At 46.6% G+C, this 14,916-nt stretch carries 10 protein-coding genes; 8 read left to right on the top strand and 2 right to left on the bottom strand.

Annotated features, from left to right (window positions below; translation table 11 throughout):
- Nucleotides 1–2 precede the first annotated feature (2 nt).
- Nucleotides 3–674 (bottom strand): 3'-5' exonuclease, encoded by a 672-nt coding sequence (locus tag BM415_RS01035; protein WP_091158962.1) that lies wholly within the window; start codon nt 672–674, stop codon nt 3–5.
- 490 nt (nt 675–1,164) lie between these two features.
- Between BM415_RS01035 and BM415_RS01045 the strand changes: the two genes are divergently transcribed.
- Complete coding sequence (locus BM415_RS01045) at nt 1,165–2,907, top strand: proline--tRNA ligase (RefSeq protein ID WP_091153657.1); 1,743 nt, start codon at nt 1,165–1,167, stop codon at nt 2,905–2,907.
- 444 nt (nt 2,908–3,351) lie between these two features.
- Here BM415_RS01045 and BM415_RS01050 read toward each other — a convergent pair whose 3' ends face one another.
- The gene (locus BM415_RS01050; protein ID WP_091153660.1) at nt 3,352–5,181 is read right to left on the bottom strand and encodes a 5'-nucleotidase C-terminal domain-containing protein; all 1,830 of its coding nucleotides are present in this window, start codon (nt 5,179–5,181) and stop codon (nt 3,352–3,354) included.
- A 1,173-nt stretch (nt 5,182–6,354) separates the two neighbouring features.
- Here BM415_RS01050 and BM415_RS01055 point away from each other — a divergent pair.
- The 7 genes from BM415_RS01055 to BM415_RS01085 all read left to right on the top strand — a co-directional run bounded on the left by BM415_RS01055 (nt 6,355) and on the right by BM415_RS01085 (nt 14,882).
- Nucleotides 6,355–7,344, top strand: coding sequence for an ABC transporter ATP-binding protein (locus BM415_RS01055; RefSeq protein WP_091153662.1), 990 nt, complete (start codon nt 6,355–6,357; stop codon nt 7,342–7,344).
- Entirely contained in the window at nt 7,341–8,333 is a 993-nt protein-coding gene (locus BM415_RS01060) for an ABC transporter ATP-binding protein (RefSeq protein ID WP_091153665.1), read from the top strand. The genes BM415_RS01055 and BM415_RS01060 overlap by 4 nt, the downstream gene beginning before the upstream one ends.
- A 19-nt stretch (nt 8,334–8,352) precedes the next feature.
- Nucleotides 8,353–10,008 (top strand): ABC transporter substrate-binding protein, encoded by a 1,656-nt coding sequence (locus BM415_RS01065; protein WP_091153667.1) that lies wholly within the window; start codon nt 8,353–8,355, stop codon nt 10,006–10,008.
- Nucleotides 10,009–10,152: 144 nt separating this feature from the next.
- Nucleotides 10,153–11,157 carry an ABC transporter permease gene (locus BM415_RS01070; protein WP_091158964.1) on the top strand — a complete coding sequence of 335 codons (1,005 nt, stop codon included), beginning with the start codon at nt 10,153–10,155 and terminating at the stop codon, nt 11,155–11,157.
- A gap of 11 nt (nt 11,158–11,168) precedes the next feature.
- On the top strand, nt 11,169–12,065 hold the full coding sequence (nikC, locus tag BM415_RS01075) for a nickel transporter permease (RefSeq protein WP_091153669.1): 897 nt from the start codon (nt 11,169–11,171) through the stop codon (nt 12,063–12,065).
- Between the two features lie 442 nt (nt 12,066–12,507).
- Entirely contained in the window at nt 12,508–13,920 is a 1,413-nt protein-coding gene (gene dgt / locus BM415_RS01080) for a deoxyguanosinetriphosphate triphosphohydrolase family protein (RefSeq protein WP_091153671.1), read from the top strand.
- Between the two features lie 20 nt (nt 13,921–13,940).
- Entirely contained in the window at nt 13,941–14,882 is a 942-nt protein-coding gene (locus tag BM415_RS01085; protein WP_170862331.1) for an MsnO8 family LLM class oxidoreductase, read from the top strand.
- The last annotated feature ends 34 nt before the right edge of the window (nt 14,883–14,916 follow it).

Below are 14,916 nucleotides of genomic sequence, written 5' to 3' on the forward strand. Positions count from 1 at the left end.
TCTTACGAATCGGACGATCCCAGCAATTTTGCCAGATCTCCAAATGGATTGTGCTTGTCTTCATCTCCGCTGGAATATACGAGCTTGGATTTGGTTCCTTCCTCTTCGGCTGCATTATTCAGCTCCAGTTCTAGTTGATTGAAATGATGGATGAATACTTTGGCTGTATTGAGAGCGTCATCCAGTGCCCGGTGCTGAGTTCCGTCAAATTCGATACCGCATAACATAAGGGCTTGACTAAGACCAAGCTGGCGTGGGCCGCCTTCTTTACGGAGGGCGCGGGAGATTTGTTTTTGTACATCGTTATGATTAATGATCCAGTCGACCTTCAATTGATGCGTACGGCAATGGGATACGAACTTGCTCTTATCATCCGGGCCCCATGAGCATAGATAGTAGGATTCAGGAAGCCAGTTAATGAATTCTTTGACTGCTTCGGGGAACAGCGGAGCTGCGTCGATATCCTTTTGCGTAATGCCTGTAAACTGGATGGTGTCCGCAGAGAGCACCGATTTATTAGAAGGTCTTACAAACGTATGGAATGTATCGATTACAGCCAGTGTGCCGTCTTCACCCACGGGAGCTACCTTAACTGCACCGATATCAATAATTTCAGATGTGTAGCGTGTGCTTCGACTAACGGTAAATTCCAAATCATAAATAATATAATTCAACATGATCAATAACTCCTTTCTGCTGCAAGATGAGGCCTGTACTCATTACTATATTACCTTTTAGATGCAAGCCTGTCAGCGTATTTTCTTTCCACTTTGTGATTAGAATGCAAGAAGTGAGCACGATATATGGAAAAGGATTGACAATAATCAGTAAATCTATTATTCTGCTCTTTAAAATGTGAACAGCGATGAATAAGGACATGGTATAATGCTTAAGCCTCCTGTCAGAGAAGAGATCCGTTAGTGCTGAAAGATCTCCAGGTCAGCTTCTTATACTCCTACCTTGGAGCTGCATGTGGATACGATAGCTTGTTGTATTCATCTGCCGGGTGATCGGCACGTTAAGCCGAAGTAGAGGATCTCGCTTGAAGGAAGGGCTTGCCCCTGTCTATTCGAGCAAGATTAAAATTAGGGTGGTACCACGACACTTTCGTCCCTGACGAGAGTGTCTTTTTTGCGTTTATTACACACAAGGAGGATCATAGGTATGAAACAAAGTCAGCTGCTCGCCCCAACTTTAAGAGAAGCGCCTGCAGAAGCGGAGATCAGAAGTCATAAACTGCTGCTTCGATCAGGAATGATAAGACAAACGGCTTCCGGAGTGTACAGCTTCTTACCGCTGGGGAGAAGAGTACTTCTTAAGATCGAGCGAATTATTCGAGAAGAAATGGACGGTATTGGTGCACAAGAGACCTTGCTGCCCTCCTTGCAGCCGCTTGAGCTATGGGATGAATCCGGGAGATCAGCCGATTATGGACCAGAGCTGATGAGATTAAATGATAGGCATGAACGTCCTTTCGCACTGGGTCCCACACATGAAGAAGTAATTACATCACTTGTACGTGATAATGTACAGAGTTACCGCCAGCTGCCCGTTACGCTCTATCAGATCAGTACGAAATATCGGGATGAAAGGAGACCACGATTTGGCGTACTCCGCGGCCGGGAGTTTACGATGAAGGATGCCTATTCGTTCTCGTCGAATTATGAGGATTTGGATACGACATATGCGGCAATGGCTCAAGCTTATTCCCGTATATTTACACGCTTGGGTCTGAGATTCAAGCAAGTTGAAGCTGATGCCGGGACGATTGGAGGCAGTGGCGAGACCCATGAATATATGGCACTTGCAGACATAGGCGAAGATACCATTGTCTCCTGTACTCATTGCGAATATGCAGCCAATTTGGAGAAGGCGAGGTATGGAATAACTCCGATTCACGATGGAAATCAAGTTCTAGATGAGAAGCAGCATAGAACTACGGCTAAGGTGAAGGTACACACGCCGGGTATGAAGACCATTGGCGAAATTACACAGTTTTTGCAAACCACACCTCAGGATGTAATCAAGACCTTGCTATATGTTGCTGATGGCAGGCCTGTCGCAGTGCTTATTCGCGGCGACCATGAGGTCAATGAGATTAAACTGCAGAAGGTCCTTGGAGCACAGCACCTTGAACTCATGCCGGAAGAAATGAGCAGAGAGCTTAGTCTGCCTGTTGGATATCTGGGTCCGTATGACCTTTCCATGAAAGTCATTGCAGACCATACAGTCACGAAGATGAGAACAAGTGTGACGGGTGCTGGCGAGAAGGACTATCATTATGTTCAGTCCGTTCCCGGCCTGGATTTCACATGGGATGAAGTTCATGATGTGCGAAATGCGGCAGACGGTGATACTTGTCCCTCATGCGGAGCAGCACTTTCCTTCGAGCGAGGGATCGAAGTCGGTCATATATTCAAATTAGGCACAAAATATAGTGATGCAATGGGTGCTTCTGTCCTGGATCGAGAAGGGAAGCCGCAGGTTCCTGTTATGGGGTGTTATGGAATTGGAGTATCGCGTCTAGTAGGAGCAGTAGCAGAGCAATATGCTGAGGACGGGATCATGCACTGGCCTGCGGCGATTGCCCCCTATCATGTGCATATTATTCCTGTATCAAGTAAGGATTCGGCCCAGATGGAGCTTGCTGATGAAATGGAGAACGCCTTGTCTCAGCTGGGGCTTGAAATCTTGGTCGATGATCGCAATGAACGGCCAGGAGTCAAATTCAAGGATGCCGATTTGTTCGGGATACCGCTAAGAATTATCATAGGAAGAGATGCTGCCAACGGACGAGCGGAATGCAAACTCTATACCGATACGTATCCTGAAGGAAGTCTGGAATCCAGCCTTTCTCAAGCGGAAATTATCGATCTGGCGAAGCAGCATATTATATCTAATTTGTGATAGTCGAATTGGTTAATATAATATATTCGATTCTACAAAGTTTGACCCTGCCATATATCCTAAACTTGATATAGAGGGAATCTATTATTTTTGTTGCTAAGCATTAAATAGCTAGAGTCAGAGAAAAGTCCTGAACTTATGTTCAGGACTTTTCTGACTTTTATGAATGGCTCCAAGCTTAGATAAGAAACTAATGTCGTATGATATTCTTCGTCTAACTTATCTCGTGGGTTTGCTAAGATGAGTATACAATGTTTAGTGTGACTTAGTACCTATTCGGTACATAAATAATTACATATGCCACACTGGTTTCACTCCTAAATAATTACTATATAACTATAATATCGGACTTTTATTTAGAATATTAATAGTTATTTTGAATTTTTGTAGAATTTTTAGGATTTAATATAGAATCCATGACTATTGATCTATCTGACAAGTTTCTTATGAAGCGGAAGGCAGCTTCAATGTCTGGCCAGGATATATCCAGTGCGCATTTTTAATCTTGTTGAGCTTTTGGATCGTCTGCCATGTTGTACCGTGCTTTTTCGAGATCGAGTAGAGCGTATCACCGGATTTAACGACATAAACTTTTGGCTTCTCGACCGAAGGCGTTGTTGGTTTCACTGGTGTTGCCGGCTTGGTCGTTGTATCGGGTTGTTCCTCTTCAACGGGTGCTTCAGGTGCAGGTGTCTCTTCTACAGGCGTAGTTACTGTAGGAGCTGCAGCTTCCGCAATTCGTCCGTCTGTATTTACCGCTGCATTTCCGAGCTTCTGCAAATGTGTAATTAATGCTTCGTCCAGAGAACCGTACATACCGGCTTGAGCGTACTTGGTAAACATTTCGTATTCATCACCGCCGACTGCAGTGAAATCATTCGTAGCCAGCATATAAGTTGCTTCAGGATCGATAGGCTCGTTGCCTACCATTACGGAGTGCACACGGTTTCCAGGTTCTTTGGATGGATCAATCTTGAAGCTGAAACCGGATATCTGTGGGAAACCGCCGCTGGCTTCAGGGTAGCTTTTTACTCCATTCTCAAGAGCAGCAATGACGTCTTCGCCTTTAACATTCAAAGTAACGATCTGATTGCCAAACGGCAGAACGGTAATAACCTCGCCTTTGGTCACTTCGCCCTTCTCAATAGAAGCACGAATTCCACCGCCGTTGGTAAGAGCAATATCAGCACCGGAAACTTCACGGAGTGCATCCGCGATCAGATCGCCAAGATTCGTCTCTCCAGCGCGAACCTTCTCACGTGTGCCTTCCAGATCTGTGGTAATGGTGGCAACGACTTCATCCAGAATTGGCGCTTGATCTTCTGTAACAGAAGCAACAATTGCGGCTACTTCCTCATTAGGAGCAATACCAGCGGCTTCCGCTTCATCAATCAAGGTTGCTTTCTTGGAGACGACTTTGCCTTCGTCTACCCATAGATCAACGACGCCGACATAATTCGTATATTCGCCAGCGCTCGCAACCAGTGTTCCATTATCTGCAACAAGTCCATCCTCAAGCACCGTGTGGCTGTGCCCGTCGATATAGATATCAATGCCGTCAACTTCGTCTAGAATGTCAAAGGTGTTGTCCACATCTGAATCATCCTGACCGATGTGTGCAAGCATAACGACAACATCCACTTCATCACGAATTTCATCTACATATTTCTGTGCTTCATCGGAAGGATCGGTAAAATCGATCTCCTCCACGTTCTTAGGATTTGTCTTATAGGCGGTCTCTGGAGTTGTCAATCCAATAATACCGATCTTCACTCCATCTACTTCTTTAATAATGTATGGCTCGTACAGGCTTGTCCCATCTTTTTTGAGTCTCACGTTAGCACTGATCGTTGGAAAATTGAGCTTGTCAGTCAGTGTTATAAGATGTTCCCAGCCATAATTGAATTCATGATTTCCGGGAACGAAGGCATCATAGCCCATCTCGTTCATGACTTTGATAATGCTCTCTCCATTGACCAGAGTAGCGAAGGTCGTCCCATGTACTGCGTCACCTGCATCCAGAAACAGGGTGTTTGGGTTCTCAGCACGGTATTTGTCGAAGATCCCTGCCACTTTGGCATAGCCCATATTCGGTGAAGACTCTACCGCACGGGCATGTGAATCATTGGTATGTACAAGTGTGATGTGTGTCCCGCTGTTGTCTGGTGTAGAGACAGCCGCGGTTGTTTCTGAAGCGGCACTGGCTAATCCTAAAGAACTAAATAATAGTGCAGTAGCTGCAGCTGAAGATAATGCTGTTTTCCATTTAAACATAGATGGTCAACCCTCCCAAAAATTTAACTTAAGCACATTCTATCAAAGAAATTAAATATAATCTTCATTATTTATGTAAAATATCTGCCGCTAATATGACGCGAGGGTCTGTTTTTCGCAAATTGTTACAAAATAGCCCATAAGTTGAACCGATTTCAACATACCTTGAGTGATTCAGACGTGTTTTTCTACATTTCACTTCATAACGTCTACCATATTATCCCTTTGCAGCTAGTTCCTATTCTGTGTTTCAGCATTCATACGACGAAGCAGGTATGGGATTAATCTCCGTCTGGGGACGGGGTCCATTTCATACTTGTGGTTCAGACCCTGAACCGACGATGAGCAGCTGCATTACAGGTACAATGAGATCAAATAAAGGGATAGGGAGAGGATCGCTGATGAGAGACGAAATAATGATAAACATGGTGCGTATGGAGGAGCTTAAGATTCAATTTCTAGGACATGAGCCGCAGTCTTCAATACGTAATCAATGGTTAGAGAGATTGCCGTCGGCAGCTAAGATCCAAAAGACCCGCATGTTACTTGCTATCTCAAGCCTATTCAGAAGGAAGTAAGGATCAGGATCGGATTATTAAAGAAGCAGGCGACATAAAATAACATACAGAGGCGAATCTTCCTGTTAAGAGGGATCATTCGCCTTATTTAGGTTAAATCAAAGTCAGAATACATTACATTAAAAATAAATTATAGAAAATCATGATAGAAAACCTATTGAAATTTACCAATATTTGCTGTAAAGTATGGACAACTTATCACACTTTACCCTGCTCGCAAGATATTTCTTAAATTTAAACCTCACTATGTCAAACAAAGAGACATACTCCGATTTCGATTCTAAACATCTAGAACTTCTCACTTAATTCTAGACAATTCTTAATGACGGTACTTCACTCACTTAAGCTTTTTGTTTCCCGTTTTCGTTTTAATCTGATGGGCATACACTGTAATTCATTATCGCTATACCCTCCCTTCACTTTACTGAGGTATGGAAAAGGATTTGCCAGATTGTTATTTGACCTAAGCTCAATTCATACAATGGTCACACTTGCTTCATAGCATTCACACTTGCATAGGTGATTACGGCATCTTGCCGCTCACATAGATCTAACCTGCTCACTTATACTTTCATTCAAAAAAGAGGGGATCATCATGAGTGAACCTGTACTTCGAATTGAGAATTTGAAGACAAGCTTTATGACAAGCAAGGGGGAGGTGCCTGCTGTGGATGGCGTTGATCTTGCTCTCTATCCTGGTGAGGTTGTTGGTCTTGTCGGAGAGTCGGGCTGCGGTAAGAGCATGACCTCCTTATCGGTCCTCCGACTTGTGCCAAGCCCTCCAGGAAAAATTGTGGAAGGAGCCATCTATCTCAAAGGACGTGATCTTGTTCCGCTAAAGGAAAAGGAGATGTGCCGTATTCGCGGCAAGACCATCTCTATGATTTTTCAAGAGCCAATGACATCCTTGAATCCGCTCTTTACCATTGGGCAGCAGATGATGGAGACCCTTCGTCTTCATGAGCGCATCAGCCGTAAGGAGGCCATGAGTAAGGCAGTCAGTCTGCTTGCCGATGTCGGAATCTCTCGTCCTAATAAGATGATCAGCCAGTATCCGCATGAATTATCTGGCGGTATGCGACAGCGGGTCATGATCGCGATGGCCATCTCTTGCAACCCGGAAGTGTTGATTGCAGATGAACCGACAACAGCGCTTGATGTAACAATTCAGGCCCAAATTCTCGATTTGATTCGTGCAAGGAATAAGAAGCACGGTACGGCCGTGCTGATGATTACTCACGATTTGGGCGTAGTGGCTGAGATGTGTAATCGGGTTGCGGTCATGTATGCAGGCAAGGTTGTCGAGCAGGGAAGCGTAAGGGACATTTTTAGCCGGCCTCAGCACCCGTACACTCAAGGCTTGATTCGCTCTGTTCCGCGGCTTGCCGATTCCCGGGACCGGCTATACTCCATCCCGGGACAAGTGCCTGTTATGAGCAACCAGATGAAGGGGTGTCGTTTCTCTTCCCGCTGTCCTCATGTAATGGAGATTTGTACAGAGCAGCTGCCTGAGCTTGTGGAACGAAGCACAGGACATTCCAGCCGGTGCTGGCTGGAGGAGCTTCCACAGGAGGATGCCATATGACCGAGCCTTTACTGAATGTCACCAGTCTGAAGAAATACTATCCCATCCGCAGAGGAGTGCTCGGAAGATTCAGTAAGCATCAGGAGCTAGTGAAGGCGGTGGATGGCCTGTCCTTTAAAGTGAACCGGGGGGAAACCTTCGGTATTGTAGGAGAAAGCGGCTGCGGCAAATCTACGGCCGGCCGCTCGCTGCTTCGACTCATTGAACCTACCGAAGGCAGCATCCGCTTTGACGGAGTCGAGCTTACGGAGCTGGATGAGGAAGGCATGCGGCGGAAGAGGAGAGAGATGCAGATCGTATTTCAAGATCCGTATTCTTCCCTTGATCCTCGTCATTCGGTTGGCCGAATTCTAGAGGAACCGCTCAAGGTGCACGGCATTGGACAAGCTGCAGAGCGCGAAGAACGCGTACGTGAGCTCATTGATGTCGTGGGGCTGAACAAGTCTCATATGCAGCGCTATCCTCATCAATTCTCAGGCGGGCAGCGTCAGCGTATTGGTATTGCGAGAGCGCTCGCCTTGCAGCCGAAGCTTATTTTGCTGGATGAACCCGTATCCGCACTTGATGTCTCCATTCAATCGCAGGTCGTCAACCTACTGCAGGATCTTCAGGAGCAGTTTGCTCTTACGTATATATTTATAGCCCATGATCTTAGTGTCGTGAAGCATATTTGCGACAAGGTGGCTGTGATGTACTTGGGGCGGATTGTAGAACTTGCAGATAAGAAGGAGCTGTTTGACAATCCACAGCATCCCTATACGAAGGCGCTCTTATCATCTGTTCCAGAACCCGATCCTTTCTTGAAGAAGGAACGGATTGTACTCACCGGCGAAGTGCCGAGTCCGACGAATGCGCCTCAAGGCTGCGCTTTTCATACACGTTGTCCTTATGTAATGCCCGTATGCCGGGAAGAACGACCGGCTTTACTTGAGACGGACAGCAGACATTTTACGGCCTGCCACTTATATGCAGAATCAATTGAATCATAAACATAGGGGGAAATGGTAGATGAGAAGTCGTAAGCATCAGCGAGTATTAGGGTTTGTATTTGCGGTCATGATCATGATTACAGGCTGCAGTGGAGGGGGAGGAAGTACCACTGACCCAGGGAATTCCCCAGAACCAGAAGCATCTGAAGGAACACCGGCTGCAGAAATACAGACGGAGCTTGTGATGGGAAGAGGGGGCGATTCTGTTGCGCTCGATCCGTCAATTGTTACGGATGGAGAATCACTGAAGATTACACAGCAGATATTCGATACCCTTCTCGGGTATAAACCGGGAACGACGGAGGTTGAAGGAGAGCTGGCCGATAGCTGGGAAGTATCCACTGATGGGTTGAAATATGTATTCAACCTGAGACCAGACATCAAATTCCATGACGGTACAGAGTTTAATGCAGAGGCCGTTGTCTTCAACTTCACCCGCTGGAACGATCCGAACAGTGAGTTCAAATTTGAAGGGGATTCGTATGATTACTACGATTCCATGTTTGGCCCGGATGGAAGCCGGATCATCAAGGAAGTGAAGGCTATAGATCATCTGACCGTTGAATTTACATTAAACAATCCACAAGCTCCATTCCTGCAAAATATTGCGATGCCTTCCTTCGGTATTGCGAGCCCAACAGCGATTCAGGAGAAAAAGGAGAACTTCAAGAGCGAGCCGGTCGGAACCGGACCGTTCGTCTTCAAGGAGTGGAAACGGAACGATTCAATTACCCTTGAGAAGAATGCCGAGTATTGGAAGGAAGGCTTCCCTAAGCTTGAGAGAGTCATTGTTCGCTCCATACCTGATAACACGGCCAGATTTAATGCATTGCAGAACGGTGAAATCGACCTGATGGAAGATTTGAGTCCAGATCACCTGCCAACGCTTGAGAGCAACAGTGAGCTGCAGAAGATTGAACGGCCGCCATTTAACGTAGCCTATCTGGGCTTTAACTTTAACAAGGAGCCGTTTAATGATCCGAAGGTGAGAATAGCGCTGAGCCATGCAGTTAATAAGCAGGGAATTATCGATGCCTTCTTCTCCGGTCAAGCAGTACCGGCCGTGAATCCGATGCCGCCGACATTGTGGGGCTATAATGACGAGATTCAGGACTATGAATACGATCTGGAAAAAGCAAAGCAGCTGCTTGCTGAAGCCGGTTATCCTGACGGTCTTCCAGGAGAATATACCTTCTATGCGATGCCTGTGCCGCGTCCGTACATGCCGGATGGAAGAAAAGTGGCGGAGGTAATCCAGGCGGATTTTGAACAGATCGGCGTAAAGGTAAATATTGAGTCACCAGAGTGGGCGACTTATCTCGATGATCTGCAGGCAGGTGAGAAGGAGGATATCTTCATGCTGGGATGGACTGGAGACAATGGTGATCCAGACAACTTCATCTACACGCTTCTGGACAAGGATGCCATTCCAAGCAATAACTACACCTACTATTCAAGTGATGAGCTGCATACTATCCTGGTCGAAGCACAGCAAGAGACAGATCAGACTAAGCGTGAAGAGCTGTATAAGCAGGCCCAGGTTATTATAAAAGAGGATGCGCCATGGGTACCTCTCGTGCATACGACACCGCTGCTTGCAGCCACAGCCAATCTCAAGGGACTTGTACTTGCGCCGACAGGCAGTGAATCGTATGAATCGATCTATTTCGAATGAGGAGCTCAATCGCTCGGGTAGGATGATGAAGTTTGAATAGCGATGAAGGCTAAAATAGCATAGCCCACGGCCGCAGTTTACTGCGGCTTGTTCTTCTTCTCTCTTTATATAACAATCCAAATTGACTACAGGCAGGTGAGAGATATCGGTACATATATTGTCAAAAGACTTTTAGTCCTTATTCCTGTGCTGCTGGGGATGACGATTATCGTATTCTCGATTATTCACGCGATCCCCGGAGACCCTGCGGAGACTATCTTGGGCGAAAAGGCGACAGAACAATCCAAGCAGGCGCTGCGCGATCAACTCGGGCTCGACAAACCATGGTTAGAGCAATATTTTGCTTACTTGAGTGAACTTGTACGCGGTGATCTTGGGGAGTCCATCCGTACCAAAATTCCTATTGCCCAGGAAATTGTCCCTTATCTGATGGCAACGCTGGAGCTTGCTCTGGCAAGTATGATCTTTGCAGTCGTCATTGGCGTGAATGCAGGGATCATCAGTGCTTGGCGGCACAATTCCTGGTTTGACTACATCTGTATGGTCATTGCATTAGTAGGGGTGTCCATGCCGATCTTCTGGCTTGGTCTTATGGAGCAGTGGTTATTTGCTAATGAATTGAAGTGGCTGCCTTCAAGCGGTCGGATGAATGTACGAGATCCCATCGAGTCTGTGACCGGTCTATATGTCATTGATGCGATGATATCCGGACGTTCTGATCAAGTATGGACTGCAGTGAAGCATCTGATCTTGCCGAGCATTGCGCTGGGAACCATTCCGATGGCCGTCATTGCCCGAATGACACGCTCCAGCATGCTTGAGGTCATGAGCTCCGACTATATCCGAACAGCGAGAGCGAAGGGCATGAGACAGTTCTTCGTCGTATACAAGCATGCGCTGAAGAATGCTTTTATCCCTGTGCTAACGGTCATTGGGCTGCAAATGGGAATGCTGCTTGGCGGAGCTGTGCTAACAGAGACGATCTTTGCCTGGCCGGGTGTCGGCAGGTACATCTATGATGCGATCAGCTTCCGTGATTATCCTGTCATCCAATCCGGGATTCTGATCATTGCTTTTATCTACATTCTGATCAATCTGATCGTTGACCTCTTGTATGCGGCGGTTGATCCTCGAATCCAGTACAAATAGGAGGGACGGATATGGGACAAGTCAGTTTAGACAGCGGTAAAGCCGGAGTTGAGGCAGCTGAAGAAGTATCCGGTCCTTGGCGTGATGCGCTTCGGGGAATTCTTCATCACAAAATGGCAGTGGCAGGGCTCATCATTCTAGTGTTTTTTATAGGCGTCGCGATATTCGCGCCTCTGCTTACTCCCTATGATTATAAAGAACAGGTGCTGGCTGACCGGCTTAAACCTCCATCTGCTGAGCATTGGTTTGGTACCGATGATCTGGGCCGTGACGTATTTACCCGTGTAGTGTTTGGGGCGCGGATTTCCCTATGGGTGGGCTTTGCCTCGGTTATCGGTTCCATTGTCGTAGGGACCATGCTCGGCATTATTGCAGGATATTATGGAAGATGGCTGGATATGCTGATCTCCCGTCTGTTTGATATCCTGCTTGCTTTTCCAGGCATACTGCTCGCGATTGCCATCGTTGCCATTCTGGGGCCTTCCTTATTTAATGCGCTGGTGGCCATCGCCATCGTCAACATTCCGACCTATGGAAGACTTGTCAGGGCGAGAGTGCTTTCTTTGAAGCAAGAAGAGTACATTACAGCAGCGAAGTCGATTGGCATGAAAAATGGGAGCATCCTCATAAGTCATGTCCTTCCGAATAGTCTTACCCCCATTATCGTGCAAGGCACGCTCGGAATTGGAACAGGGATTCTGGAAGCTGCTGCACTTGGATTTCTGGGAATGGGGGCGCAGCCTCCTTCTCCGGAGTGGGGGAAGATGCTGTCGGATTCGAGACAATTTATCCAGACGGCACCTTGGACTCTGATTTTTCCAGGCGTATCCATCATGCTGACGGTGCTTGGGTTTAATCTATTGGGAGATGGGATGCGGGATGTTCTAGATCCGAAGATGCGCAGATAAGGATTACAGCTCTTAATTCTGTAACAGATGAAAATAGTAATCTGAAATACAAGTTAAAATACAATTTGAAATAAGCCGCCTCTCGTATAGAGAAGTGGCTTATTTCTTTCTATAAGCATCAAATATAGTGGAAGAAGTTGTGGCTGGAGCTAGTGAAACTATACGCATTGGGGTTATACTTGAAACAATTTTATAAATAAAATCTTCTCTTCATTCATTATTGTACAATTGTAGAATTCTTGGAATTGGAGTTATGGTGAATCCATTTCATAACTCATTAAAAAGGTTAATTTGAAACTATATAGACAAACTACACCGTTATGATCTATATATATTCTTGATTACAGCAGCTAAAGGCATTATGAAAATGATTCGGGTAATAAATAAGATCAGAGACATGATCCTCATACATGTGGAACGTTCAAATAATTGGAGGAGTTATATGGAGAAGCTGAGAGAACATAGACGATATGCTGAAGTTAATAAATCAGAAGGATCACGGGCGACGTATGAACGCGACTATTCCCGTCTTATCCATTCACCAACCTTTCGAAGATTGCAGGGCAAATCTCAGGTGTTTGGAGCCGGAACGGGGGACTATTATCGGACACGTCTGACACATTCACTTGAGGTCGCCCAGATTGCGCGCGAAGCGGCCAAAAGTCTCTTAAGACGCTACCCTGATGTCGAAGAGCTTCGTGCCGATAATCCTGGACTCGTCATTGATCCGGAGGTCGTCGAATGCGCCTCGATCGCCCATGATTTTGGACATCCCCCGTTCGGTCATAAAGGTGAGGAAGTACTGGACAGTATTTTGAATGACCTGATCGAGGATAAGGTCTTGTCGATCGTAGATCCCAGTGGAACAGGGAAGTCTTCGACCCATCAGTATCGAACCGTAGAAGAGACGATGCGCCGTAAATACGAGCATTTTGAAGGGAATGCCCATAACTTCAGGCTGATTATGTTCCTGGAGAAGCGGGAGAATATTGATGGGCTTAATCTCTCGGATGCGGTGCTTCTGGGTATCAATAAATATCCTTATCCCGGCACGGAGAATAAGAAGGGCATGTACCATCATGAATGGAGCTATATCAAGGAAATACGCAGCGAATGGGGCATCCCGACAGGTCAGAAGACCTTGGAAGCCCAGCTGATGGATCTATGTGATGACATTGCGTATTCCGCGCATGATCTGGAAGACGGGATCAAAGCTGGGAAGATCGAGGTGCATGAACACTTCCTGCATGATCCTTACGTCAAACGGCTTATTGTGGACAAGATTATGACATTGGATGATCCCTTCTGGTTGGGGTGGATGCCTGAGAAAATAGAACCCAAAGTAGATGAAGTGCTGAACGAATTCTTGCGAATCTGGAATGAGAAGCTTCCTGGTTGTGATCATGACTACTCACGAACTCGGCGGGAGGTCAAAGCGTATTGGGTCAGCGCATTCGTAGCCGCTCTCGGAATAATCGATACAGGGGACTGGAAGAAGGTGACCTTCATGAAGGAAGGGAAGGAAGACCTGGACATGCTTCGTACAGTGAGCGTGCTGAAGAGCTTTGCATGGGTGACGATGATCAAGGATCTAAGGGTACAGCGTCTGCAAAAAAGAAGCGAGTGGATTATCCGCAGGCTCTGGCACGCCTTCAATGATCCGGTTACTTCGAAGGCTATTATTCCAACAGATTGGCTGCAGCGGTATGAGAAGGATCAAGCTCGTCCCAATCCCATATGGACCTGGGAACATATGATTATCGATTATATTGCTGGGATGACGGATGCTTTTGCCGAGAAGATTTATAATGAACTCTATGGATTGAAGGTCGGCTCCATTTATGACTTGGATTAAATAGATAAGGAGATAACATCATGATGGAAGCGAAGCGAATTGAACTCGGCATACTCGATCTTGTGCCAAGCCTCATGGACAGCTCAGCGGAAGAGGCAATCCGCCGATCGGCTCAGCTGGCTATCGAAGGGGAACGTCTCGGATATTCGAGGTACTGGACTTCTGAGCATCATAATCTGCCAGGGATTGAATCGGCAAGTCCGGAAGTGCTGCTATCCCATATCGGGGCTCGTACCCGTCATATAAAGCTCGGTTCAGGAGCGGTATTGCTGCCCTATCATCATCCGATCCTAGTGGCAGAAAAATATAATATGCTCTCTACCCTGTACCCTGGGCGCATCGAGCTTGGCGTTGGCCGTGCTCCCGGCGGATCTGCACATCTATCCATGGCTCTAGCAGGTAATTTTCTGCAGAAGGTTGTGGAATATCCGGATCGAGTCAAGGATCTGCAGCAGCTTCTTCAAGGGGAGTATACCTATGAGGGGGAAGCAATTGCTGCAAAGCCAGTCCCGGTCAATCGTCCCAGTCTCTGGATGCTCGGCACGAATGTAAAAAGCGCAGAATATGCAGCAAGTCTAGGAACAGGCTATGTATTTGGACAATTTATGAGTGAGCTCGACGGGGTAGAGATGATCGAGAGATATACAGCGAATTTTGTTTCTCCAAAAAGCATGGACAGCCCCCAGGCATTTATCGCAGTCAGTGTCATATGTGCCCCTACGACGGAAGAAGCCCATTCCTGGAAGGAAGAGGCTTCAGTCCATCAGGAGAAGTCATCTCGCAGCCTTCCTGCTACTGAATTTCCGGTCATTGTTGGGAACCCGAAGGAGGTAAGAGATGAGCTGATCAAGCTGAGTGAGCGTACGCAGTCCAGCAGTCTGCTGATTGCAACACGAGCTGCCAGTTACGAGCAGAGACTGGTTTCATATCAATTGTTGGCGGAAGCTATGCTGCTCTCCTGAGAACTGATAGGCAAGATTGACATTTTAGACAATT

Source organism: Paenibacillus sp. 453mf (genome assembly GCF_900116105.1).
Lineage (GTDB): Bacteria > Bacillota > Bacilli > Paenibacillales > Paenibacillaceae > Paenibacillus > Paenibacillus provencensis.

Coding starts and splice junctions, on each gene's coding strand:
- dgt (WP_091153671.1), top strand. CDS start 12,508: ATGGAGAAGCTGAGAGAACATAGACGATATGCTGAAGTTAATAAATCA.
- nikC (WP_091153669.1), top strand. CDS start 11,169: ATGGGACAAGTCAGTTTAGACAGCGGTAAAGCCGGAGTTGAGGCAGCT.
- BM415_RS01050 (WP_091153660.1), bottom strand. CDS start 5,181: ATGTTTAAATGGAAAACAGCATTATCTTCAGCTGCAGCTACTGCACTA.
- BM415_RS01055 (WP_091153662.1), top strand. CDS start 6,355: ATGAGTGAACCTGTACTTCGAATTGAGAATTTGAAGACAAGCTTTATG.
- BM415_RS01085 (WP_170862331.1), top strand. CDS start 13,941: ATGATGGAAGCGAAGCGAATTGAACTCGGCATACTCGATCTTGTGCCA.
- BM415_RS01060 (WP_091153665.1), top strand. CDS start 7,341: ATGACCGAGCCTTTACTGAATGTCACCAGTCTGAAGAAATACTATCCC.
- BM415_RS01045 (WP_091153657.1), top strand. CDS start 1,165: ATGAAACAAAGTCAGCTGCTCGCCCCAACTTTAAGAGAAGCGCCTGCA.
- BM415_RS01065 (WP_091153667.1), top strand. CDS start 8,353: ATGAGAAGTCGTAAGCATCAGCGAGTATTAGGGTTTGTATTTGCGGTC.